Here is a 24,764-nt window from a genome sequence, read left to right on the forward strand (position 1 = left end):
TTACATCCTGAACGAGAAGTTTACGAAGACATTGGAACCGGGCATGTTGTAGCCCCGGGCCAGTGTGTAATCCTTGTCCAGCACGTTGTTCCAGCGAATCTGAACGCCTGCGTTCTTGCTGAAATCGTAAGCGGCAGTCAGGTTGACCAGGCTGAAGCCGCCCAGTTGCACCTGGTTGGCCACGTCGTCATAACGTTTGCCGGTGAACTGGTATTCGGCTCCCAGCGACAGCGCATCAATACGATGCGTAACGCCCAGCATATAAACCTGTCTGGCGCGGCGGTTCAGCTGGCTACCTGTTTCGCCTTCCACCGGATTGTCATTCTGCGGATCCATGAAGTCGGCGCTGGCACGCAGTGTGGTGTTGCCGTAGTCCTGCTCGGCCGTCAGGGTGATGCCGCGTATGGTGGCCTGGTCTATGTTCCTGGCGGTGCAGTCGAAGTTGATGTCACAGCTGTAGCCGTTGATCAGATCTTCAACCTTGTTCTGATAAATCACCATACCCAGCCGTGTCGTGTCACCGGCATACTGCAGTCGTGCTTCGATGTTGCGTGACTTTTCGGGCTTCAGGTCGGGGTTGCCACTGTACGAGCCTGACGGAAAGCCACCCCAGTAATATTGCTCAAAGGGGTAGTACATGTCTGCGAACGTAGGTGCGCGAAAGCCGGTGTTGCCGGAAATGCCTATGGTCCATTCGGGTGTCAGGTCAAAATCATAGGCCAGGCCGCCAGTGACTTCATTGCCATAGCCCGTGATGTTGTCGTTGCGCAGGCTGGCCTGCAAATGATGACGATCAAAGTCTCCACGGTACACCAGGCCAACCGAGTTCGTGTTGCGGCGGTTGGTGGTGTAGGTCGAGCCGGCTGTTCTTTCCTCCAGGCGTTCCAGTACCAGCGATATATTCTGCTGTGGTGATAGCTTCAGGTTGTTTTGCCATGAGTAAGAACGCTGCAGCGACTCGTAGGTATAGGCGCTGCCGAAGCTGCGGCTGTCACCGTATTCTTTTGAAAAACCAAAACGCAAAATACTCTGCCAGTTGTCGGTCAGGTCATCGGTGCTGGTCAGGGTATAAGCTTGCTGGCGTGTGATGGCGTAGGCAGGCAACACATCATTGCCCATGTCGAAATCGCCATTCATATAGCCGTTATAGGCTGTCAGCGCCAGGTAGTGACCCGGCTGCCAGCGATAGCCCAGCGAGCCCGAAAGCGAGTGCTGGCTGTAGCCGTCACGATCGTCGTTGTAGGAGCTTGACTGCAGGTTGGTGGCGTTGAAGCCGTTGCTGTCAGCCATGCTGGCCGACAGCGCGTAGTCCCAGCCATCCTGCGCGCCGGAAATGCCTGTGCTGGACTTGAACGTGTCATTAGAGCCATAGCCCACATTGGCCCAGGCGCTTAAAGGACGATCTTCGCCAGTGTTGCGGGTAATGATGTTGATGACCCCGCCTATGGCGTCTGATCCGTACAGGCTGCTGGCGGCGCCGCGCACGATTTCGATGCGCTCGATGGTGGCCGGATCAATCGCATTCCAGTTGATGGCGCCTGTCGTGATGCTGTTGATGCGTACGCCGTCGACGAGCACCAAAGCCTGGCTCGGACCCGTGCCGCGTACAAATACACCGGCGGGGGTTTGCGGTCCGCCGCTGCTGTAGAACTGTATGCCGGGTTGTTTGGCCAGTATTTCGGCCACGCTGTTCTGGCCTTCTTTTTGCAATTCCGCCTTGTCTATCACCGAAACGTCGCCGACCACGTCGCGCACCAGCTGCGGTGTACGGCTGGCGGTTACGACGATGCTGTCGAGCCTGGGAGTCTGGGTGGTAGTCTGGGCGCCGGCCGTGGCGACAACAAGGGATGAGAGTACGGCAAGGGATTGCCGAAAGTATGAGGAAGACATAATAAGCCTTGAATAACGTGCGTCCCCGCACGTTGCAAGCAAGTAAAAACATTCGCGGGCGCAGGGCAGGCATACAGGGGTGCCGCCGGTGCGTCTGTGAATGAACCAAGGGTGGATCAAGGCTGGTATCGGGCTGGCATGCAAAGCATGTTTACCGTTGCGGGGGCAGCACAGTTTATTCGCAGCGCCGGTATTGGCGGTGTGAACGCTGTTTCCCATTTGACTTTCGCAGAACGCGGGTCGCGCAGGCGTGCAGGCAGATCCTGGATTTGCGCGGTGACTCACGAGCCGAAAGCACCTCTTTCGCAAGGAAATATATCACAGCCCGATGGGGGCGATGGCGCCGTCATTGCCTGGAACCGCGCCCGGTTCGTGCCCGGTTCCAGGCCTGGCAGCAGGGCGGCGATACAATAGAGCCTAATTCCATTCAGTCCGCACGCAGCCCTGCCGCATGTTTTTCCTGCGGCTATGCGTCGCAGGCACATTAAACGGGTCAGCCGAGTGTCTTATCCTTCTTTACCGTATCCGCTTTCTTCTTATACGCAAGGCGCGGAGTTCGCGCGCCTGCTGGGCGAGCGCATTCTGATTCTTGATGGCGCCATGGGCACCATGATTCAGCAATACAAGCTCAGCGAAACGGATTTCCGGGGCGAGCGCTTTGCTGATCACGTCAAGGACGTCAAGGGCAATAACGAGCTGTTGTCGCTGGTGCGGCCTGACATCATCACCGCCATACATCGTGACTATCTGGAAGCGGGTGCTGACGTCATCGAAACCAACACCTTTGGCGCCACCGCCATTGCCCAGGGCGATTACGGCCTGCCCGGGCTGGCCTATGAGCTGAACGTGGAGTCGGCCCGGCTGGCACGCGCGGCCTGTGACGAGTACAGCACGCCGGAACGCCCGCGCTTTGTTGCCGGGGCCTTGGGGCCGCAACCCAAGACCGCGTCCATTTCCCCCGATGTAAACGACCCGGCCGCCCGCAACGTGACGTTCGAGCAGCTGCGCGATGCCTACACTGAACAGCTGAATGGCTTGCTCGACGGCGGCATCGATATCGTCCTGATCGAGACCATTTTCGATACGCTCAATGCCAAGGCGGCCATCTTCGCAGTCGAAACCGTGTTTGAAGAGCGTGGCGTGCGTTTGCCCGTCATGGTTTCGGGTACGGTGACCGATGCGTCCGGCCGCATCCTGTCCGGGCAAACCGTCGAGGCATTCTGGAACTCGGTGCGTCATGCGCGACCCATCACTATCGGCCTGAATTGCGCGCTGGGTGCTGCCTTGATGCGCCCCTACGTGGCCGAGCTGTCCAAGATCTGCGATACCTATATCTGCGTTTATCCGAATGCAGGCCTGCCCAATCCCATGGCCGAAACCGGCTTTGATGAAACACCGCAAGACACCTCGTCGTTGCTGGAGGAGTTTGCCCAGGCCGGCCTGGTGAACATGGCCGGGGGTTGTTGCGGCACCACGCCGGACCACATCCGCGCGATTGCCGACAAGGTGGCCAGTCTGCCCGTGCGTCAGGTTCCGCAGGTGCCGGTCAAGACCCGCCTGTCCGGGCTGGAAGCCCTGAACATCGATGCAGACTCCTTGTTCGTGAACGTGGGTGAACGCACCAACGTGACCGGCAGCAAGATGTTCCTGCGCCTGATACGCGAAGAGAAATACGACGAGGCGCTGGCGGTTGCGCGCCAGCAGGTTGAAAACGGTGCCCAGATCATCGACATCAACATGGATGAAGCCATGCTGGATTCGGCCGTGTGCATGCGTCGCTTCCTGAACATGATTGCCTCCGAGCCCGATATCGCCCGTGTCCCCATCATGATAGACAGCTCCAAGTGGGAGGTCATCGAACAGGGCTTGCGCTGCGTGCAAGGCAAGGCTGTGGTCAATTCCATTTCCATGAAAGAGGGCGAGGCAGCCTTCATCGAACACGCGCGCCTGTGCCGTAAATACGGAGCGGCCGCAGTCGTGATGGCTTTCGACGAACAGGGCCAGGCCGACAATCTCCAGCGGCGCAAGGAAATCTGCGAGCGCGCCTACCGCCTGCTGGTCGACGAGGTCGGCTTCCCGCCCGAAGACATCATTTTCGACCCCAACGTGTTTGCCATCGCCACCGGCATAGAAGAACACAATCACTATGCGGTGGACTTCATCGAGGCCACGGGCTGGATTACGCAGAACCTGCCGCACGCGCGCGTGTCGGGCGGTATCTCGAACGTCAGTTTTTCCTTCCGCGGCAACGAAGCCATGCGCGAAGCCATTCATGCGGTCTTCCTGTATTACGCCATACAGCAGGGCCTGACCATGGGTATCGTCAACGCCGGACAACTGGGTGTCTACCAGGACATAGACAAGAAAGTGCTGGATATGGTCGAGGACGTGGTGCTCGACCGGGCCGAGCCTCTGGGCAAAACAGATCCGGCTGATGAGCTTACGTCCACCGAGCGACTGGTGGAACTGGCCGAAACCATTAAAGGATCGGGCGCCAAAAAGGAAGAAGACCTGTCATGGCGCGAGCAGGAAGTCGAGGGGCGCATATCGCATGCGCTGGTGCATGGCATCACGACTTTCATTGTCGAAGATACTGAAGAGGTGCGCGCGAAAATCGCCGCGTCTGGCGGGCGCCCCATACAGGTTATCGAAGGCCCGTTGATGGACGGCATGAATATCGTCGGCGACCTGTTCGGTGCGGGCAAGATGTTCCTGCCACAGGTCGTGAAGTCGGCGCGGGTCATGAAGCAGGCAGTCGCGCATCTGATTCCCTTTATCGAAGAGGAAAAGCGCCAGATCGAAGCCGCGGGCGGGGATGTGCGCTCCAAGGGCAAGATCGTCATCGCCACGGTCAAGGGCGATGTGCACGACATAGGCAAGAATATTGTGTCGGTCGTGCTCGAGTGCAATAACTTTGAAGTCGTGAATATGGGTGTGATGGTGCCGTGTTCCGAAATCCTGGCCAAGGCCAAGGAAGAAAACTGCGACATCGTTGGCCTGTCCGGGCTGATTACGCCCAGCCTCGAAGAAATGGCTTACGTGGCGTCGGAAATGCAGCGCGATGAATATTTCACCAGCCGCAATCTGCCGCTGCTGGTGGGCGGGGCCACCACCAGCCGCGTGCACACTGCCGTGAAAATTGCGCCCAATTATGAAGGGCCTGTCATTTACGTGCCAGACGCCAGCCGTTCGGTGGGTGTTGCCACCAATCTGATGTCGGACGATGCCGATACCTACCTGGCCGAAGTAGCCAGGGAATACGATCTGGTTCGCACCCGCCATGCCAATCGCAAGTCCACGCCGCTGGTCACCCTTGCCGAAGCCCGTGCGGGCCGACCCGCTATCGATTGGTCCAGCTACACACCGCCGCGCCCCAAATTCATAGGTCGGCGCACCTTCAAGAACTACGACTTGTCCGAGGTCGTGCAGTTTCTTGACTGGACGCCGTTCTTTCAGACCTGGAGCCTGTTCGGTCAGTTCCCCGCGATACTCGAGGACAAGGTCGTGGGCGAGCAGGCGCGCAAGATCTACGCCGAAGGCCAGGCCATGCTCAAGAAAATCATCGAGGGCCGCTGGCTGACCGCCAGCGGTGTGGTGGCTTTTTATCCGGCCAATACCGTCAATGATGAAGATATCGAGGTCTATCGCGACGAATCGCGTTCGGAGGTGCTGTTCACCTGGTGCAACGTACGCCAGCAGACGGTCAAGCGCGAGGGCGTGGACAACAAATGTCTGGCCGACTACATTGCGCCCAAGTCCAGCGGTGTGGCCGACTATATTGGTCTGTTCGCCGTGACAGGCGGCCTGGGCATAGAAAAGCACGACCAGGCTTTCCTGGATGATAACGACGATTACTCCAGCATCATGCTCAAGTCCATCGCCGACAGGCTGGCGGAAGGCTTTGCCGAATGCATGCACGCGCGTGTCCGGCGCGATCTGTGGGGCTATGTCCCCGATGAAGACCTGAGCAACGAAGAGATCATCGCCGAGAAGTATCAGGGCATACGCCCGGCGCCCGGTTATCCGGCCTGTCCCGAGCACGTGGTCAAGAAAGATATGTTCGAGGTGCTCGAGGCCGAAGAGATCGGCATGCAGCTGACCGAGGGCTATGCCATGTATCCGGCGTCCAGTGTCTCGGGCTTTTACTTCAGCCATCCCCAGTCGCAATACTTCAACGTCGGCAATATTGGTGATGACCAGGTCAAGGACTACGTGCAGCGCAGCGGCCGCGACGAAGAAGATGTACGGCGCACACTGGCCAGTACCTTAAGGTAGCGGTGGTCAGGGCATGCCCGGCAACAGCAGCGACGCGCAGTCATCAACCGAGCAGGCGTCGGTCCGGCGCAAGGCGCTGGGCGACTTCCTGCGTCAGGCCCGGGCACGTGTTCAACCCGAATCGTACGGCCTGCCGGCCGGGGTGCGCCGGCGTACACCGGGCCTGCGCCGCGAAGAACTTGCCCAGCTGTGCGACATCAGCGTTACCTGGTACACCTGGATAGAGCAGGGCCGCGACGTATCGGTATCGGCGGCCGTCTGGGCCCGGCTTGCGTCGGTGCTGAACCTGGCCCGGGCTGAACGCCATTATCTGTTTGAGCTGGCCGAATGCGCCGATCCCGAGCATGGTCACGGCCATGTCACGCCGCTGCCTTCTTATCTGGCCGACTGCGTGCACAGCGTGACTGCACCGGCTTATATTCTTGATCGCAGCTGGAATGTGCTGGCCAGAAACGAACCCCTGCTGCGCCTGTTCGATGGCTGGCCGGACCGGGATGAAAGCCCCAATCTGTTGCGCTATATCTTTATTGATCCGGCTGCGCGCACGCTGGTGGTCGATTGGGAGCAACGTGCGAGCCGGGTGGTGGCCGAGTTCAGGGCCGATGCTGCCGCTCATGTCGATGAGCCGGATGTGCGGATGGTGCTCGACGGCCTGCTGCAGGCCAGCCCGGTTTTTGCGCATTGGTGGACCCGGCATGCCGTAGTTGATCGCGAAGGAGGGTTAAGGGAATTCAACCATCCGGTGCATGGCATACTGCGCTATCAGCAGATCACTTTCCGCCTGGCGACGCGGCCGGACTGCAAGCTGGTCATGCTGCTGGAAAATCAATTTCGTCCGGGTGAAGTAAACTCGGCTTTTATCGCTTAACCCTTTTCCGGCAAATAAGTACCATGGCAAAGAATTACGAATCCGAGGCAACTCAGTTCCTGAAAAAATTCAAATCCGAGCATCCCAACGTCGAGGCGGGTCAGCGCGAAGGCCGAAGCCGTTTGTGGGACAAGCACATTGATCCCGAGCTGCAGGAAGGCTATCGCGCCAGCAAGGTGCCGCAACAGCCCTACGTATACCAAACCAAATAAGCCGGCACATGTCTGTGCACAAGGCCGGGACGACAGCCATGAATGAGCTGGTCGAGCCCGACATCGACAGCACCCCTGACGTGGTCGACAGCGTGGCACTGGCTCGCCTGTACGGTGAGCCGTTGTTTGCCATGCCGCAAGATCTGTACATTCCGCCCGATGCCCTGGAAGTCTTTCTGGAAACCTTTCAGGGGCCGCTGGATCTCTTGCTGTACCTGATACGCAAGCAGAATTTCAATGTGCTCGACATTCCCATGGCTGAAGTTACGCAGCAGTATCTGTCGTATGTCGAGCAGATACGTGCGCAGAACCTGGAACTGGCCGGGGAATACCTGCTCATGGCCGCCATGCTCATAGAGATCAAATCCCGTATGCTGCTTCCGGTCAAGAAATCGGATACAGGCGAAGATGTGGAAGATCCGCGCGCAGAACTGGTCAGGCGCCTGCTCGAGTACGAACGTATGAAGCTGGCCGCACAGAAGCTCGATACCCTGCCACGTCTGGGCAGGGACTTCCAGCGCGCGCAGGCAGTTGCCAACCTCACCTTTGAGCAGTTGTCGCCCGAGGTCAACCCCGATGACTTGCGCAATGCCTGGCTCGACATCATGCGCCGGGCCAAACTCAACGCACACCACCGCATCACGCGGGAGCAATTGTCCGTGCGCGACCACATGAGCCAGATTCTGCGTCGCCTCAGTGATGTGCAGTTCATGGAATTCAGCGAGCTTTTCCTCGAGCGTGTCGATCAGGGCGATGCCGTGGCGGTTGTCGTCGTGCATTTCCTGGCCATGCTCGAGCTCGCCCGAGAGTCGCTGCTCGACATTACCCAGGCCGAACCTTATGCGCCCATTTATGTGCGCTTGTCCTATATCCGGGCAGCCGCCTGAGCGGCGCACCATCCCTAACGGAGCTTACCTTGAAGGTTGTCCATACTATCGAAGAGTTGCGTGATCAGCTGCGTGGGCAGCTGCGCGTGGCTTTTGTGCCTACCATGGGTAATTTGCACCCGGCTCACCTTGCTCTGATGAAGCTGGCGCGCCAGCACGGCGATCCGGTAGTTGCGAGCATTTTCGTGAATCGGTTGCAGTTTGGGCCCAATGAGGATTTTGACCAGTATCCGCGTACCCTGGCGTCCGACATCGAGAAGCTGGAGCGCGAGCGCGACGTGTACGTGCTGTTTGCGCCGAACGAGCGCGAAATGTATCCGGAACCGCAGAACTTCCAGGTGCAGCCGCCTTCCGATCTGGGCGGTATTCTGGAAGGCGAATTCCGGCCAGGCTTTTTTGGCGGCGTCAGTACGGTGGTCCTGAAGCTCTTTTCCTGTGTCCAGCCCAGCGTGGCCGTGTTCGGCAAGAAGGATTATCAACAGCTGATGGTCGTGCGCAATATGTGCAGGCAATTCCAGCTGCCGGTAAAAATACTGGCGCATGAAACTGTCCGTGATGCCGATGGCCTGGCGCTGTCTTCGCGCAACGGATTCCTGCAGCCGTCCGAGCGCGCCGAGGCGCCGCAGTTATATGCAGCCTTGCAGACCGTCGCTGCCGGTGTCCTGGCCGGTAATGCCGATGCGGCCAGCCTCGAGGGGCAGGCAGTGCAGGCCCTGACTGCTCGTGGCTGGGACGTCGATTATGTTTCTTTGCGCCGCCAGCGAGACCTGATTGCTCCTGCATCCCAGGAAATACTCGATGGCGAGCCACTGGTGGTTCTGGCTGCTGCAAAACTGGGCGCCACGCGCCTGATAGACAACCTGGAAATATGTAAGAAGTGACAGCTGACACCTGTTGTGGCGGTATGCAAGAATCGCTTACCGCTATCCAACAAGGAGTCAAATGTGACAGACATTCAACCTTCCGGCAGCGCGCCTTACGAAACATTAACCCCGCGCGAACGCGACGTCATGGATTACGTCACGCGCGGCAAACCCAATAAAATTATTGCGGCAGAGCTTGGGGTGTCGCAGCGAACCATCGAAGCACATCGCGCCCGAATCTTTCAAAAAATGCAGGTACGCAACGCGGTGGAACTGGTGCACTGCATACTTGCCAATGGTGCCCCCAGCCAGAACTGATCTTCCGTGAAGGTTATGAAAATGCCGCTCAGTCGCACTGCAGCGGCGTTTTATTGCTTATTTCATCTATGCCGTCCACATCGGCCTGTCGAGTCAGGTGGTGCTCGAGAGTGGGCCGCATGTCATTGATCATATTGATGCGCAAGACATTGTCATTGACGAACGTCAGGTTGGCCATTCCGGCCTGCTTGCCCGTCGTGAGCATGATGCGCAGCGGACGGGTGCCTATTACGTCCCAGCAGCCTTGCTGGGTGATGTTGTTCTGGCCCGGAGCATCCAGGAAGACCGTGCGTGAGCGCCATTCTCCGCTGGGTGCCAGCGTCAGGGTGATGCGGGTGGCCGAGCAGTTGCCGTCGTTGCTCAGGCAGGGAACCGTGCCCAGGAAGGTACGTGCTTCAGCCAGGGGGCGTGCCTTGATGACAGGTTCGGCTTCCTGGACTTCCTGGCCTATGGGGCGGGCCGGCTGGTTGTCGCCGAAGCCCAGCTGTATCTGTGACGGAGCCTGGGCACTGTTGCGTCCTTGTGCCTGCTGGCGGGCGTCGGCGCTGGTCGTGTCGCGCTGCACGTCGTAGTAACCGGGGGTTTGCTGTTGGGCGCAGCCCGCCAGAGCAAGCACCAGCAAGGTGGCACCCAGAGCATTAATGCGGGGGTTGTTGTTTAACAGGCTGGAGCAAGGCATGATGATTCCAAAGGCGGTTTACAGACGGGGAAGTATCGGCGCGGGGCATCTTGCCCATACACTATGCATTCTACGCACTAATCGGCGTATTCGTAAAACAAACAGACCAGCCTATGCCGCTCCAGGAACCATTTGAATTTTGGCAGCTTGCCACCTTGCTGGCACCAGCCCTGCTGGGTGCGGTCGCAGGCATTTGGTGTGTGCAGGCAGCCCGGATCTATGCCGGATTGCTGGCAGGCGGTGCACAGGTCGACGCCGACAGCCTGCTTGCCAGTTTGCATATGGCGGCTCGTCCACGTGGTGAACTTGCTCAGTCTGCGTCAGGCGATGAGTCGGGGTCCGTGCCTCGACTGATTGGCTTGTTCAGCGCTGTGGTCCTGGCGCTGGTGTTCGTGGCCATTGTCATCCGCTACGACTACACCCCGACGGCGCTGCTGCTGGCTCTGGTGGCCGGCATGCTGTTGCTGCTGGCACATATCGATGCACGCACCCGTCTGCTCCCTGATGCGCTGACGCTGCCCGTACTGTGGCTGGGACTGGCTGCCGCGTGGGCCGGATGGGGTGTCGTGCCGCTGCACGATGCGGTGGCGGGCGCCATGGGCGGCTACGGTTTTCTTTGGTTGCTGCTGCAGGTCTTCCGGCTGTTGCGGGGTGTAGAAGGCATGGGCTACGGTGATCTGAAGCTGCTGGCCGCGCTCGGTGCCTGGCTGGGCTGGCAGGTGCTGCCCTGGCTCTTGTTGGTGGCCTGTGTTGCCGGTATCGTATTTGCCATGCTCAAGGCCAGAACCTGGCGCCCGTCTGGCGCCTATCCCTTCGGCCCTTTCCTGGTGGTGGCCGCAGTGGCTGTATTCATCATCAGTCCTGGGTTACATTTGTATTTTTACTAGCAAGGGTGTGCCTGAATGTACAAAATCGGCCTGACAGGCGGCATAGGCTCGGGCAAGAGCAAGGTGGCCGACATGTTTGCGCAGTGGGGTGCCGCCATCGTCGACACCGATGTCATCGCTCACGAACTGACTGCGCCGGGCGGCGCTGCCATTGAGCCCATACGCAAGCAATTCGGCCCCGATGTCATTGCCTCCACCGGTGCGCTCGATCGGCAGGCCATGCGTGAGCTGGTTTTCGAAAGCCCGCAGGCACGCCACAAGCTTGAAGCAATCATCCATCCCATGATAGCTTCCGTTACACGGGAGCGCGCAGCGCAGGCCCAGGGATGTTATCTTGTATTCGTTGTTCCCTTGCTGGTGGAGTCCCTGGAGCATTCCAGCCGCTGGCGCGATGCGGTAGACCGGATTTGCGTCGTAGACTGTGATCCTGCCACGCAGGTGGCAAGAGTCCAGGCACGCAGCGGGCTGACGCCGGAAGCTATTGGGCGTATCATGTCAGCACAAGCTTCGCGGGCTGTTCGTCTGGCCGCCGCCGACGACGTTGTTCTCAACGATGGGCAAACCACTGTCGACGACCTCACTTCCCGGTCCCGTGCGCTGCACGAGCAGTGGTGTGCCTTGGCACAAGGCCGCCCGGGCTCGTTTGCAGGCAGCGGTTCCTAGACATTAAAAAGGTTTTTGTTCGCGTGATTCTTTATGAATATCCTTGCAACGAACGCGTAAGGTCTCTGCTAAGGGTCGAGCATCTCTTTGACAGGCTGTTTTTCTTCGCTCAGGGCACTGATGTCCACCATCATCAGATTGCGGTTGCCACACTGTTCGATCTGCTCGATATCTGCGATCGCACCGACTTGCGAGGAGCGGTTCTGCAAGACCTGGAAAGACAACGCGTAGCGCTCGGTGCGCTGCGCCAGCATCCTGGCGTCGATCCTCAGGCCCTTGATGCCATGCTTGCCGAAATCCAGAGCGCAGCCGCCGATTTGGGCGTGCACGGCCGCATCGGGCAGGAACTGCGCGACAACGAATGGCTGGCCAGCCTGCGCGGGCGCCTGGCGGTGCCGGGTGGGTCATCGCAGGTCGACATGCCCTCGTATTTTTCCTGGCAGATCAAACCGCCCGAGGTGCGCTCACGCGATCTGGGGCAGTGGATCAGGCCGTTCCTGCCCCTGTACAAGGCGTTGGCGCTTATTTTGCGCGTGCTGCGCGATTCGGGCGATGTGGTCGACGTAACCGCGCGTCAGGGCGCTTACCAGGAAATGCTCAGCGGCAAGGTGTTCCAGCTCTTGCGGGTCTGGGTCGACGAGGCCATGAATATTTTTCCCGAAATGAGCGCCAACAAGTATGTGATATGGGTCCGGTTTGCCGCCCAGGATACCGAGCTCAAGCCTCAGCCCGTCACACGTGACGTCTCATTCAAACTGGCGCGTTGCAACGTTTAAGGCGTCAGCCTGCCTGATCAAAGTTGTTGCGCCTCGTTTCAAATATGCATTTTTTGAGTTCATCAGTCCGGCAATAGGCGAAAATACCGCCTGTTTCATTAGTTTCCGGAGAACAATGCATGTCGGCGCCCAATACCGAACCGTCCCGATCGCGCAAGTCGTACTGGCTATGGCTGGTCGCGCTGCTTGCGCTGGCTGCCGGTGCTTACTGGTATGTCGGCAAACCGGACGCTCCGGCGGCTAAGGGTGGCGGATCGCTGTTCGGACCCCGAGGCATGTCTTCGATGCCGGTACCGGTCAGGGTTGCCACGGCTGAAATGGGGCTGATCAACCACACGCTCAAGGCCATAGGCACAGTGACCGCCTTCAATACGGTCACTGTGCGCAGCCGGGTAGATGGCGAACTGCAGGAAATAGCCTTTACCGATGGCCAGAAAGTGCGGGCCGGCGACCTGCTGGCACAGATCGATCCGCGCACTTATCGTATTGCACTGGACCAGGCACTGGGACAGCAGGCCCAGAACGAGGCACAACTGAAGAACGCCCAGCGCGACCTGCAACGCTATCAATTGCTTTACAAGCAAAACTCGATCGCGAAACAACAGGTCGATGCCCAGGCTGCCCTGGTTCAGCAGCTGCAGGGCTCGCGTAAAAGCGACCAGGCAGCGGTCGACCATGCCAGGCTGCAGCTGGACTACACGCGCATCACGGCACCCATAAGCGGGCGCCTGGGGCTGCGCAAGATCGATGCAGGCAATATGGTGAATGCATCGAATACCGATGGTCTGGTAACCATCACGCAGACCCAGCCTATCTCGGTGCTGTTCAATTTGCCGCAGGCACAACTGCCCGATGTGCTGGCACAGCTGCGTGCCGGCAAAACCCTGCAGGCTGATCTCTATGACCGGGACGACCTGAACAAGCTGGCCACGGGCGAACTGATATCGGTGGATAATCAGATCGATGTGGCAACCGGCACAGTAAGCCTCAAGGCCAGGTTCCGGAATGAAGACGAAACCCTGTTCCCGAATCAGTTCGTGAACGTACGTCTGCACGTTGATGCCGCCCAGGCATTGGCGATACCTGCGGTGGCGGTCCAGCACGGTTCGGTCGGGGCGTTTGTTTATATGCTCGACGAAGAAGATAAAGTGCACGTGCAGCCTATCGTTGTGGGCCGAACCGACGACAAGCGTGTTGCCGTGGTGTCGGGGTTGAGCGCAGGGCAGCGGGTGGTCACCGAGGGTGTGGACCGTCTGCGCGAGGGCTCCAAAGCCCAGATCATCACGGATTAGGCCGTGAATCTGTCACGTATATTCATCCTTCGGCCCGTTGCCACTACGCTGGCCATGGTAGCGTTGCTGATTTCGGGCATATTGGCTTATCGCCTGCTGCCGGTGGCGGCCTTGCCGCAAGTTGATTACCCCACCATACAGGTATCCACGCTGTATCCGGGCGCCAGCCCTGATGCCATGGCCGCCCTGGTCACCTCGCCGCTGGAGCGGCAGCTGGGGCAGATGTCGGGGCTGACGCAAATGACATCGTCCAGTTCCGGCGGCTCGTCGCTGATCACACTGCAGTTCAATCTGGACCTGCCGCTGGATGTTGCCGAACAGGAGGTCCAGGCGGCCATCAATGCGGCCTCCAACCTGCTGCCCGGCGACCTGCCGTCGCCACCTATCTACAACAAGGTGAATCCGGCAGATACCGCTGTGATCAGCCTGGCGGTAACGTCGCCGACCCTGCCGCTACACGAAGTGCGCGACCTGATCGACGTGCGGGTGGCGCAAAAACTGTCGCAGATTTCGGGTGTGGGGCTGGTCAGCATTGCCGGTGGCCAGCGTCCGGCGGTGCGGATACAGGCCAATCCCAGGGCGCTGGCCTCGCACGGGCTGACACTGTCCAGCCTGCGCTCGGCCATTGTCGGCGCCAACGTCAACCAGCCCAAGGGCAATCTGGACGGCCCCGAGCGCTCGACCACAATCAATGCCAATGACCAGCTCAAATCGGTGGACGATTACCAGCAGTTGATCATTGCCTATGAAAATGGCGCTGCACTGCGCCTGAAAGATGTGGCGCAAACACGGGAAGATGCCGAGAACATACGACAGGCTGCGTGGATGGGCCAGACACCTGCGATCCTGCTGAACATACAGCGCCAGCCCGGCGCAAACGTGATCGATGTGGTGGATCAGGTGAAGGCTTTGCTGCCCTCTTTGAAGCAGGCCTTGCCTGTGGGGGTCGATATCAGCGTGGCCACCGATCGCACGCAAACCATACGCGAGTCCATTACGCATGTGCAGTATGAAATGCTGCTGGCCGTGGTGCTGGTGGTGCTGGTCACTTTCGTCTTTTTGCGTACCTGGACCGCCACCTTTATTCCCAGTGTTGTTGTGCCGCTGTCGCTGGTGGGCACCTTCGGCATCATGTACCTGTCCGGTTTCAGCATCAACAACCTGACCCTGATGGCCTTGACCATCGCCACGGGTTTCGTGGTGGACGATGCCATCGTCATGATAGAAAACATTGCGCGCCACATCGAAGAAGGGCAGAGCGCGATGAAAGCCGCCCTCAAGGGGGCGGCCCAGATAGGCTTTACGCTGATATCGCTGACCCTGTCGCTGATTGCGGTATTGATTCCGCTGTTGTTCATGAGTGATGTCATCGGGCGCTTGTTCCGGGAATTTGCCATTACGCTGGCGGTGGCGATACTGCTTTCGCTGCTGATTTCCCTGACGCTCACGCCCATGATGTGCGCGCGCCTGCTAAAGGCCGAGTCCGAGGTCCGGCACAGCCGTTTCCAGCAGGCGCTGGGGCGCTATATGGACAAGCTGACCCATGCCTACGACGGCGGCCTGAAGTGGGTATTGCGTCACCAGATACTGACCCTGTGGGTCGCATTGGGTACTTTCCTGCTGACCGCCATGTTGTACTCCATGGTGCCCAAAGGTTTCTTCCCGCAGCAGGACACTGGCCTGATACAGGCCATCAGCCAGGGACCGCAAACTGTCTCGTTCAGTGCCATGGCCCAGCGTCAGCACGCCGCAGTCGAGCGTATCCTGCAAGACCCTGACGTGTCGGCGGTGACCTCTTTCATTGGTATAGACGGCACCAATGCAACGCTCAATACGGGTCGCATGCAGATCGCGCTCAATCCCATCGGCGAGCGCGACAGCAGCGCCCGCGAGGTGATTGCGCGCCTGAATGGCGACCTGAAAGACTTGCCCGACATACAGGTCTTCATGCAACCTGTACAAGACCTGACAGTAGATGACCGCATCAGCCGCACGCAGTACCAGATGACACTGTCCGATCCAGATCATGGCGTGTTGCTGGCGTGGACGCCCAGACTGGTTGACGCACTGCGCGAACTGCCCGGGTTGCGGGATGTGGTCGACGATCTGCAGAGCAGCGGCCTGCAGGCCACGGTTGTGATCGATCGCGATGCGGCGGCAAGACTGGGCGTGAGCAATGCCGTGATAGATGACGCCTTGTACGACGCCTTCGGCCAGCGCCTGATCTCCACCATCTTCACGCAGTCCAGCCAATATCGTGTGGTGCTCGAGGTGGCGCCGCAGTTCCGACAGGATCCGCAGGCGCTGACGCAAATCTATGTGCCGACTTCGTCCGGTACACCGGTGCCCATCAGCAGCATTGCGCGCATAGAACAGAGCAGCTCCTTGCTGTCGGTTGAACGCCTGGGGCAATTTCCGGCGACGACGATATCCTTTAACCTGGCGCCTGGCGTGGCATTGTCCGACGCAGTCCTGGCTGTGCGTGAGGCGCAAACGGCGCTAGACATGCCCGCTTCGCTGGATTTGCGCTTTCAGGGCGCAGCGCGTGCATTCCAGGCGTCGCTGGACAGCACGCTATGGCTGATGCTGGCAGCGGTGGCGGTCATGTACATCGTGCTGGGTGTTCTGTATGAAAGCTTTATTCATCCCATCACCATCTTGTCGACCCTGCCTTCTGCTGCGATAGGTGCCTTGCTGGCGTTGCTGCTGACAGGTTCCGACCTGGATATGATAGGAGTGATAGGCATCATCCTGCTGATAGGCATCGTCAAGAAGAACGCCATCATGATGATAGATTTCGCGCTGGATGCCGAGCGCAATCGCGGCCTGGCGCCCGCCGCCGCCATCCACGAGGCGGCCTTGCTGCGATTCAGGCCCATACTGATGACGACACTGGCGGCCCTGTTCAGTGCCGTTCCGCTGATGCTGGCCACCGGCTCGGGTGCAGAGCTGCGTCAGCCGCTGGGCCTGGTCATGGTGGGCGGTCTGTTGTGCAGCCAGGTTCTGACCCTGTTCACCACGCCCGTCATCTATCTGATGTTCGACAGAATGTCGCGTGGCAAGCGCGGGCGGCAAGGCATGCGTCCTGCAGATGAAGGAGCGGCCACATGAGGTTTGTCGCCACCTTCATCATGCGGCCGGTGGCGACGACGCTGCTTTGCCTGGCCATGGTGTTGTCTGGCGGCCTGGCTTTTATCTTCCTGCCTGTCGCGCCTCTGCCGCAAGTTGATTTTCCCATGATCTCGGTGTCGGCCAGCATGGCCGGCGCCAGCCCTGAAACCATGGCGTCCAGCGTGGCCACACCGCTCGAGCAGTCACTGGGCTCGATTGCGGGGCTGAGCGAGATGAGCTCGCGCAGTTCGGAAGGATCGACCCGTATTTCATTGATGTTCGACATGGAAAGGGACATCAACAGCGCGGCGCGCGATGTGCAGGCGGCCATCAATGCAGCCCGCAGCATGCTGCCTTCCAGCCTGCGCAGCAATCCCACCTACCACAAGGTGAATCCGTCTTCTGCGCCCATCATGGTGCTGGCGCTGACTTCGGCCACAGCTACCCAGGGGCAGCTGTATGACCTGGCATCCACGGTGCTCGCGCAGAAACTCGCGCAGGTTGAAGGCGTGGGCGAGGTTACGGTGGGCGGCAGTTCGCTGCCGGCCATCCGGGTCAGCCTGAACCCGCTGGCGCTCAATAGCGCCGGCGTGGCGCTGGATGAAGTCAGGGCGGCGTTGTCGGGCGCCAATACCATGCGCCCGAACGGTATCGTGGAAAATGACAGCTATCATTGGCAGCTCAGTACAGGTGGTCAGCTGACCCGTGCCGAGCAATACAAGCCCCTGATCGTTGCCTGGCGTGACGGCTCACCGGTACGCCTGCAGGATGTCGCGCTGGTCGAGGACTCGGTCGAGAACGTGTTCAACACGGGCTTTTTCAACGACAGACAAGCCATATTGCTGATCGTGCGTCGGCAGGCCGATGCCAACATCATAGAAACTGTCGACAGCATACGTGCCCACATGCCGGCGTTCGAATCCATGCTGCCTGCGCACGTGTCGCTGACGGTGGCGCAGGATCGCACGCCCAGCATACGGGCCTCCTTGCACGAAGCTGAAATTACCTTGCTGATTGCGGTGATACTGGTCACGCTGGTGGTGCTGCTGTTCCTGGGCAATCTGCGTGCCGCCCTGATCCCCGCCATTGCCGTGCCGGCGTCGCTGATCACCACTTTCAGCCTGATGCTCTGGTTTGGCTATACGTTGAATACGATTTCGCTGATGGCCCTGATTGTGGCTACCGGCTTTGTGGTGGACGACGCCATCGTGGTGCTGGAAAACATCATGCGTCACATCGAGCGCGGGGCGACGCCGCTCAGGGCCGCAATACGGGGTGCCAGAGAGGTCGGCTTTACTGTTCTGGCCATGAGCCTGTCGCTGGTGGCAGTGTTTATTCCCATGCTGCTGATGGGAGGGCTGGTGGGCCGCCTGTTCAGGGAGTTTGCGGTCACACTGTCAGTGGCCATTCTGGTGTCGTTGTTGATTTCCCTTACCCTGACGCCCATGATGTGTGCCCGCCTGCTGCGCCAGGGCGATCCAGGCCCGGACCGTCGCGGTGCACTTAAACGTGGCCTGCAGGCCATGGGTGATTTTTTCTGGCGTGGTTACAGGCGTTCGCTGGATTGGGCCTTGCGTCACGGACGCCTGATGATGGTGCTGCTGCTGGCTACGATAGGGCTGAATTTTTATTTGTACGCGGCCGTGCCCAAGGGGTTTTTTCCGCAGCAGGATACCGGCCAGTTGCTGGGCTTTTTTCGGGTTGATCAGGGTACATCTTTCCATGCCATGAAGCCCAAGCTGGATCACTTCAGAGATATCCTTCTGCAGGATCCCGCCATCGAGAGTGTCACCGGCCATGCGGGTGGGCGTGGCGGCAGCAATTCAACCTTCCTGATGATACAGCTCAAGCCCATGGAGCAGCGTCAGGCCAGTGCCATCGAGGTCGTGAACCGCTTGCGCAGCAAGTTTCAGGGTGTGCCTGGCGCACGCATGACACTGGTGCCGCAACAGGATATTTTCGTGGGCGGCCGGCAGGGAGGTAGCGGATCTTACGACTACAGTTTGCTGGCCAGCGAGCTGCAGACCTTGAAAGCCTGGCTGCCACGCGTACAAAAGGCCATGGCGGAATTGCCAGAGCTGGTGGACGTCGATACGGACGTTGAAGACAAGGGAAGGCGGGTAGAGCTGGTCATAGACCGCGATGCCGCAACCCGGCTGGGCGTGGACATGTCGCTGATTGCGTCTACCCTGAACAGTTCATTCAGCCAGCGCCAGGTGTCGGTCATTTACGGGCGTCTGAATCAATACCATGTGGTCATGGGTGTTGCCGACCAGTATGCGCAAGATGCGGAATCACTCAAGCTGGTGCAGGTGATCACGGACGATGGCAATCGGGTGCCTTTGTCGGCCTTCACACGCTTCGAGGTTGGCAGCGCGCCGCTCAGCGTCAGGCACCAGGGCCTGATGGCAGCGGAATCCATTTCCTTCAGCCTGGCGCCAGGCGTTACCCTGGAGCAGGCCACTCAGTCCATAGAAAACGCAGTGGCGCGCATCAGCCTGCCCACGCAGGAAATACAGGCAGGCTTTGATGGCACGGCGCGTGCCTTGCAGGACAGCATGGCGCAGCAACCCTGGCTGATCCTGGCTGCCTTGCTGACCATGTATATCGTGCTGGGGATGTTGTATGAAAGCTATATTCATCCCATTACTATTTTGTCGACCTTGCCATCAGCCGGGATCGGTGCGCTGCTGGCACTGATGATGCTGGGCGAAGAGTTTTCGCTGATTGCCCTGATTGGTGTTTTCCTGCTGATAGGCATAGTCAAGAAAAATGCCATCATGATGGTAGATGCCGCGTTGCTGGCCGAGCGTCGTGATGGCCTGTCACCGCGAGAGGCCATTCACCAGGCTTGCCTGCTGCGCTTTCGCCCCATACTGATGACCACGGTTTCCGCCTTGTTTGGCGCGTTGCCGCTGGTGCTGGCATCGGGGGCGGGTGTGGAAATGCGCAGACCCCTGGGCCTGACCATTGTGGGCGGGCTGATACTCAGCCAGATACTGACCTTGTATACGACTCCTGTGGTGTATCTGTATCTGGATCGTTTTGGCTTGTGGATCAAGCGTCGGCGCCAGGCGCGGCGCGGCTCCTCAGGCCTGGAATCTGTGGAAACATGATATGGCTGTAGCGGTGAATATTGCAAAGAGCAAAAACATGAACGCTGTCTCAACTTTGCCTGCCGTCAGGGCCGTAACGCGGGGGCTGGCACTGGCCGGTGTGCTGATGTTGGGTGCATGCGCTGTCGGCCCTGATTACAGCCGGCCCGCCATGGATGTTGGCACAAGCTATAAAGAGCTCGAGTCAGGCAAGGCGGGCGAAAAGCTGGTGGGAGCCTCAACGGCTCAGGTCAAAGGCTGGGTTCCGGCGCAACCGGGCGATGCGGCCCTGCGTGGTGACTGGTGGCAGTTGTTCAACGATACGGCGCTGTCGGAATTGATGCTGACTTTGCAGGAAGACAATCTGGATATTATCCAGGCCGAGGCGCGCTACCGCCAGGCACAGGCTCTGGTGCAATCTGCGCGATCGGGTTTTTTTCCGACGATAGGGGCCTCGGCCGCCGGCACCCGATCGGGCAGCGGGCGCGGCAGCAGTGCAAGCGGTAATGTGGGCGGTGACAACCCTTCCAATCAGTTTTCCCTGAGCGGCGATGTCAGTTGGGAACCAGACTTGTGGGGGCGGGTTCGTCGCTCCGTCGAAGCCAGCGGAGCCAGCCTGCAGGCCAGTCAGGCCGATGTCGCCACAACGCGGCTAAGCATGCAGTCCACCTTGGCGCAGACCTATTTCCGGCTGCGCGTGATGGATGCCGAGATGCGTTTGCTGCAGCAAACCGTGGCGGCATATGAACGTTCGCTCACCATGACGCAAAACCGCTATAACGCAGGCGTTGCGGCACAGGTAGACGTAGAGAGTTCCCGCACGCAGCTGGAAAATGGTCGTACCCAGTTGCTGGCGCTGGACTGGCAGCGCGCACAACTGGAGCATGCCATTGCCGTCTTGCGGGGCCAGACGCCGACCAGTTTTTCCCTGGCCAAGGTCGACTGGCAGGCACAGGTACCGGTGATCCCGGTGGGTCTGCCGTCGCAGCTATTGCAGCGCCGGCCCGATGTGGCGGCGGCGGAACGGCGCACGGCCGAAGCCAACGCGCGCATAGGCGTGGCCCAGGCCGCATGGTTTCCCAACCTGACCCTTAGCGCGCAAGGCGGCTATCGTGCCAGCCAGTGGGCTCAGTGGCTGTCTGCGCCGGCCAGCTTCTGGTCGCTGGGTCCTGCATTGGCACTGACGATATTCGATGGCGGTGCCCGCGAGGCGCAGTTGAAGGATGCCCGTGCGGCCTACGATGCCCAGGTGGCGGCCTATCGCCAGACGGTGCTGACTGCTTTGCGCGAAGTTGAAGATTATCTGGTGCAGCTGCATGTGCTGGGGCAGGAGCAGATCACACAGGGCCGGGCGCTGGACTCAGCCCGTGCTTCGTTGCGCCTGACCCGCAACCAGTATGAAGCGGGCCTGATCGACTATCTGAGTGTGGTGCAAGTAGAGACCACGGCCCTGAGCACCGAGCGCTCGGCCTTGTCGCTGGTGTCCGACCGCCTGCTGGCCAGCGTACAGCTGATTGCCGCGCTGGGCGGTGGTTGGAATGCGACCGAGCTTGACCAACCTTCCGCAAACAGCCAGGATGAACAGCCGGCCGCAGCGGGCGTGTCGCTGAACTAAGCCAGCAGCCTGCGTATGCCTGCCAGGCCATGCGCACCGTGTTCGCGGGCGACTTCCAGCGTGTCGGCCGACTGCCCGCCGATGGCAAACACCGGCAGGCCGGCATCACTGATCAATGCGGCAAATTGTGCCCAACCCATGCCCGGTTCACCGGGGTGCGAAGGCGTATCCAGCACATGGCCCAGTACGGCAAAGTCCGCACTCAGTGTGCGTGCCGCGTCCAGTTCGGTGGCGCTATGGGCCGACACGGCAAGTAGCCCTTCGATCTGATCCTTGATGGTGGTGCCCCCGTCGGCCAGGGCCACAGCGTCGGCGGCACGCAAGTGCACGCCGTCCGCTTGCGGCCACCAGTGTTCAGGGTGGCAGCTATTGACCAGGCAACGCGCGCCATATTCGTGGCATAGCCGAACCACCTGCCCAAAGGCGGCATGAAGCGCCGCTTCGCCGTCGGCCCAGCCCGGCTCGCGAAATTGCACCAGCTTCAGACCGTGCTCCAGGGCCTGTTTCAGTGTAGCCAGAAAGCCGTCCAGTCCCTGACTGTTTCCAATCGACGTCAGCAGATAGCGATCGGGCAGTCGTATCCAGCGCAGCGGGGGCTCCGTGGCCGGGAGCAGCGGACCTACGTTCAGCGGTGCATGCAGATTCACCCAGGCCAGTTCCTGCCCCTCCACACCGGTCGGTTCGCCGTCCCAGGCAGTGACCCGGCAAAAGGCCAGCCGGACAATATTCTTGGGATACTCATGGGTATAGGTCACCCATGGTGTGGCTTCGGTCACGACGATATCAAGCTCTTCCTTCAGTTCGCGCGCCAGCGCCTGCAGTGTGGTTTCGCCGGGTTCTATCTTGCCGCCAGGCAGCTCCCACCAGCCCGGCCAGGGCTTGTCGGCAGGGCGCTGGGCCAGCAACAGCGAGCCATCGGGCTGGGTGATCAGGCCGGCGGCCACTTCAATAAAAGGCTTGCTCATGATGAGTTCCTGGATGGCGGCTGATGGGCCGCCCGGGGAGGGGGGGTCAAATATGGCGGGCGGCCCAGTCGCGCGCAAACTGCCGCGCGACACGTCCCGAACGCGATCCGCGTTCCAGCGTCCATTGCAGGGCTTCGGTGCGCGAAGCGGCAATATCGGCTTCGGAACAGCCCAATTCGGCAAGCCAGTAATTCACGATATCCAGATAATCGTCTTGCTTGAACGGATAGAAAGACAGCCACAGGCCGAAGCGCTCGGACAAAGAGATTTTTTCCTCGACGGTTTCGCCCGGATGGATTTCGCCGTCGGACTGATGTTTGGCGCCCAGGTTCTCGCTCATGTACTCGGGCATCAGATGACGCCGATTCGACGTGGCGTAGATCAGCACATTCTCGCCCGAAGCGCTGATGGAACCATCGAGTATGGATTTCAATGCCTTGTAGCCGGCCTCGCCTTCTTCGAACGACAAGTCATCGCAAAAAATGATAAAGCGTTCGGGTCGGCTGCTGACCAGGTCCACAATATCGCCCAGATCGCCCATGTCGGACTTGTCGACCTCGATCAGGCGCAGGCCCTGATCGCCATAGGCGGCCAGCATTGCCTTGACCAGCGAGCTCTTGCCTGTGCCGCGCGCGCCTGTCATGAGGACATTATTGGCTGGCTTCTCGTGCAGAAAATGACGGGTATTGCGATCGATGATGTCTTTCTGGCGCTCGATGTGCTGCAGATCTTCCAGATGAATGCTGGACACGTTCTGCACGGCATCGAGCCAGCCCCGCGAGCCGCGCTTGCGCCAGCGAAAGGCATGCGCCGTCCAGTCAATATCAGGCGGCGCCGGCGGAAGCCAGGCCTCAAGTTGAGACAAAACACGCTCGGCTCGGGCAATCAGCGTACTCAGGTCTTGGACCGTCACAACATTCTCCAGGAATCAATTACAGGCAAAACATGCATTATCGCCAATTTATCACCGGTATCCCGTGCTGGCGTCACGTATAATGCTCGGTTGATTCGATTTATTACCTTTCTCCAACTTCCAGCCCGGACCACGTTTTGAATCTATCCGAGTTAATTGCACCAATAGCAGACGACATGAAAGCGGTCGATGCGGTTATACGCGCCCGCCTGGATTCCGAAGTCGTCCTTATACGCACTATCGGCGACTACATCGTGGGCGCCGGCGGAAAACGCATGCGGCCGGCCATGGTACTCATGATGGCCAAGGCCCTGGGCTACGAAGGAAGCAATCACCATCTGCTGGCCGGGGTGGTCGAATTCATACACACAGCAACCTTGCTGCATGACGACGTCGTCGATGAGTCCGATCTGCGGCGCGGTCGCAGCACCGCCAACGCGGTCTACGGCAATGCCGCCAGCGTGCTGGTCGGCGACTATCTCTATTCCCGCTCATTCGAGATGATGGTGCAGTCGGGCTCCATGCCCGCCATGGCAGTGTTGTCGGCCGCAACAACCGTCATTGCCGAAGGCGAAGTGCTGCAGTTGCTGAACGTGCACGACCCCGATGTTTCGCTCGATCGCTACCTGCAAGTCGTACGCTACAAAACGGCCAAGCTGTTCGAAGCGGCTGCCCAGGTGGGCGCCATCGTGGGCGGTGCAACCCCCGAACAAGAGGCGGCCGCGGCGGCCTACGGCCGTCACATTGGTACCGCATTCCAGTTGATCGACGACGTGCTGGACTACAGTGGCGGGGCCGAGACGCTGGGCAAAAACGTGGGCGACGACCTGCGCGAAGGCAAGCCCACCATGCCGCTGATTCGCGTCATGGAAGTCGGTACCCCCGAACAGAAGCAGCTGATACAAGACGCGATCCGCACCGGCGAGGCCGATTTTGCTGCCGTGGCGCAAGCCATCCAGGATACCCAGGCACTTGAATATACGCGTCAGGCGGCTGTTGCCGAGGCGGCTCTGGCCCGCGATGCCTTGGCCTGCATGCCCGTTTCCGTTCATCAGAAATCTTTGCTAGAATTTTGTTCTTTCGCGGTAGATCGCGATTATTGAATCCCGAGTTTCCGATGGGTGCAACGCCAATCGGGAACAAACGCCACAAGATCGGGGCGTAGCTCAGCCTGGTAGAGTACTACGTTCGGGACGTAGGAGTCGCATGTTCGAATCATGTCGCCCCGACCAATTTTCTGGCTCTACTCCGTTATCGGGGGATCAGGGCATTCATCACACTCGGTTAATTACACCATTCCAACCGCATTGAGCCAAGACTCTTAATCGGTAATTCTCAAAATTCCTAAAGCCATACGCTCGGCGCGAGAGCATCTCCATCTTCGTGTGGAACCCTTCGGTGATCCCGTTAGACTTGGTGAACCGCCACATGCGTACGATGGGTTCGAGCCATGAT

General features: G+C 59.6%; 19 protein-coding genes, 1 tRNA gene and 1 riboswitch. Of the genes, 15 read left to right on the forward strand and 5 right to left on the reverse strand.

Going from position 1 to position 24,764, the window contains the following annotated elements:
- Positions 1 to 1,890, reverse strand: a complete 1,890-nt coding sequence (locus tag LKR43_RS14790; protein WP_227684984.1) for a TonB-dependent receptor domain-containing protein — start codon at positions 1,888 to 1,890, stop codon at positions 1 to 3.
- Positions 1,891 to 1,992: 102 nt separating this feature from the next.
- Positions 1,993 to 2,144, reverse strand: a riboswitch (cobalamin riboswitch).
- Positions 2,145 to 2,391: 247 nt separating this feature from the next.
- On the opposite strand from LKR43_RS14790, the gene metH reads away from it, so the two are divergent.
- The 6 genes from metH to LKR43_RS14820 all read left to right on the forward strand — a co-directional run bounded on the left by metH (position 2,392) and on the right by LKR43_RS14820 (position 9,313).
- Entirely contained in the window at positions 2,392 to 6,165 is a 3,774-nt protein-coding gene (gene metH, locus LKR43_RS14795) for a methionine synthase (RefSeq protein ID WP_227684985.1), read from the forward strand.
- A gap of 13 nt (positions 6,166 to 6,178) precedes the next feature.
- Positions 6,179 to 7,033 carry a helix-turn-helix transcriptional regulator gene (locus LKR43_RS14800; RefSeq protein WP_227684986.1) on the forward strand — a complete coding sequence of 285 codons (855 nt, stop codon included), beginning with the start codon at positions 6,179 to 6,181 and terminating at the stop codon, positions 7,031 to 7,033.
- Between the two features lie 23 nt (positions 7,034 to 7,056).
- Positions 7,057 to 7,245: a DUF3460 family protein gene (locus LKR43_RS14805; protein ID WP_227684987.1), complete on the forward strand. Its 189-nt coding sequence runs from the start codon at positions 7,057 to 7,059 to the stop codon at positions 7,243 to 7,245.
- A gap of 8 nt (positions 7,246 to 7,253) precedes the next feature.
- The gene (locus LKR43_RS14810) at positions 7,254 to 8,132 is read left to right on the forward strand and encodes a ScpA family protein (RefSeq protein WP_227684988.1); all 879 of its coding nucleotides are present in this window, start codon (positions 7,254 to 7,256) and stop codon (positions 8,130 to 8,132) included.
- A 29-nt stretch (positions 8,133 to 8,161) separates the two neighbouring features.
- Entirely contained in the window at positions 8,162 to 9,013 is an 852-nt protein-coding gene (panC, locus tag LKR43_RS14815) for a pantoate--beta-alanine ligase (protein ID WP_227684989.1), read from the forward strand.
- Between the two features lie 63 nt (positions 9,014 to 9,076).
- Positions 9,077 to 9,313, forward strand: a complete 237-nt coding sequence (locus LKR43_RS14820; RefSeq protein WP_227684990.1) for a LuxR C-terminal-related transcriptional regulator — start codon at positions 9,077 to 9,079, stop codon at positions 9,311 to 9,313.
- A 28-nt stretch (positions 9,314 to 9,341) separates the two neighbouring features.
- Here LKR43_RS14820 and LKR43_RS14825 read toward each other — a convergent pair whose 3' ends face one another.
- Positions 9,342 to 9,992, reverse strand: coding sequence for a copper resistance protein NlpE N-terminal domain-containing protein (locus LKR43_RS14825; protein ID WP_227684991.1), 651 nt, complete (start codon positions 9,990 to 9,992; stop codon positions 9,342 to 9,344).
- Positions 9,993 to 10,105: 113 nt separating this feature from the next.
- Here LKR43_RS14825 and LKR43_RS16240 point away from each other — a divergent pair, with 113 nt between their 5' ends.
- From LKR43_RS16240 to LKR43_RS14860, 7 genes are all read left to right on the forward strand, one after another.
- Positions 10,106 to 10,879 carry an A24 family peptidase gene (locus LKR43_RS16240; protein WP_305080633.1) on the forward strand — a complete coding sequence of 258 codons (774 nt, stop codon included), beginning with the start codon at positions 10,106 to 10,108 and terminating at the stop codon, positions 10,877 to 10,879.
- Positions 10,880 to 10,894: 15 nt separating this feature from the next.
- The gene (coaE, locus tag LKR43_RS14835; RefSeq protein ID WP_227684992.1) at positions 10,895 to 11,542 is read left to right on the forward strand and encodes a dephospho-CoA kinase; all 648 of its coding nucleotides are present in this window, start codon (positions 10,895 to 10,897) and stop codon (positions 11,540 to 11,542) included.
- Positions 11,543 to 11,565: 23 nt separating this feature from the next.
- A complete protein-coding gene (zapD, locus tag LKR43_RS14840) occupies positions 11,566 to 12,318 on the forward strand; it encodes a cell division protein ZapD (RefSeq protein WP_227684993.1) in 753 nt (250 codons plus the stop codon).
- A gap of 119 nt (positions 12,319 to 12,437) precedes the next feature.
- On the forward strand, positions 12,438 to 13,610 hold the full coding sequence (locus LKR43_RS14845) for an MdtA/MuxA family multidrug efflux RND transporter periplasmic adaptor subunit (RefSeq protein ID WP_227684994.1): 1,173 nt from the start codon (positions 12,438 to 12,440) through the stop codon (positions 13,608 to 13,610).
- 3 nt (positions 13,611 to 13,613) lie between these two features.
- The gene (locus LKR43_RS14850) at positions 13,614 to 16,721 is read left to right on the forward strand and encodes a multidrug efflux RND transporter permease subunit (RefSeq protein ID WP_227684995.1); all 3,108 of its coding nucleotides are present in this window, start codon (positions 13,614 to 13,616) and stop codon (positions 16,719 to 16,721) included.
- Positions 16,718 to 19,837, forward strand: a complete 3,120-nt coding sequence (locus LKR43_RS14855; protein ID WP_227684996.1) for an efflux RND transporter permease subunit — start codon at positions 16,718 to 16,720, stop codon at positions 19,835 to 19,837. Before LKR43_RS14850 ends, LKR43_RS14855 begins: the two co-directional genes overlap by 4 nt.
- A gap of 37 nt (positions 19,838 to 19,874) precedes the next feature.
- The gene (locus LKR43_RS14860) at positions 19,875 to 21,431 is read left to right on the forward strand and encodes an efflux transporter outer membrane subunit (RefSeq protein WP_227684997.1); all 1,557 of its coding nucleotides are present in this window, start codon (positions 19,875 to 19,877) and stop codon (positions 21,429 to 21,431) included.
- On the opposite strand, the gene LKR43_RS14865 is transcribed toward LKR43_RS14860, so the two are convergent.
- Both LKR43_RS14865 and LKR43_RS14870 read right to left on the reverse strand, forming a co-directional pair.
- Positions 21,428 to 22,396, reverse strand: a complete 969-nt coding sequence (locus LKR43_RS14865) for a Nudix family hydrolase (RefSeq protein ID WP_227684998.1) — start codon at positions 22,394 to 22,396, stop codon at positions 21,428 to 21,430. The genes LKR43_RS14860 and LKR43_RS14865 overlap by 4 nt on opposite strands.
- Positions 22,397 to 22,442: 46 nt before the next feature.
- Positions 22,443 to 23,309 (reverse strand): ATP-binding protein, encoded by an 867-nt coding sequence (locus LKR43_RS14870; protein WP_227684999.1) that lies wholly within the window; start codon positions 23,307 to 23,309, stop codon positions 22,443 to 22,445.
- Positions 23,310 to 23,446: 137 nt separating this feature from the next.
- Between LKR43_RS14870 and LKR43_RS14875 the strand changes: the two genes are divergently transcribed.
- Both LKR43_RS14875 and LKR43_RS14880 read left to right on the forward strand, forming a co-directional pair.
- A complete protein-coding gene (locus LKR43_RS14875) occupies positions 23,447 to 24,412 on the forward strand; it encodes a polyprenyl synthetase family protein (RefSeq protein WP_227685000.1) in 966 nt (321 codons plus the stop codon).
- A gap of 52 nt (positions 24,413 to 24,464) precedes the next feature.
- Positions 24,465 to 24,541, forward strand: a tRNA-Pro gene (locus LKR43_RS14880).
- Positions 24,542 to 24,583: 42 nt separating this feature from the next.
- On the opposite strand, the gene LKR43_RS14885 is transcribed toward LKR43_RS14880, so the two are convergent.
- Positions 24,584 to 24,764 (reverse strand): transposase (locus LKR43_RS14885; protein WP_227685001.1); only part of this gene is annotated, 181 nt, incomplete at its 5' end.

The sequence above is a fragment of the Pusillimonas sp. MFBS29 genome (assembly GCF_020687695.1).
Lineage (GTDB): Bacteria > Pseudomonadota > Gammaproteobacteria > Burkholderiales > Burkholderiaceae_B > Pusillimonas_C.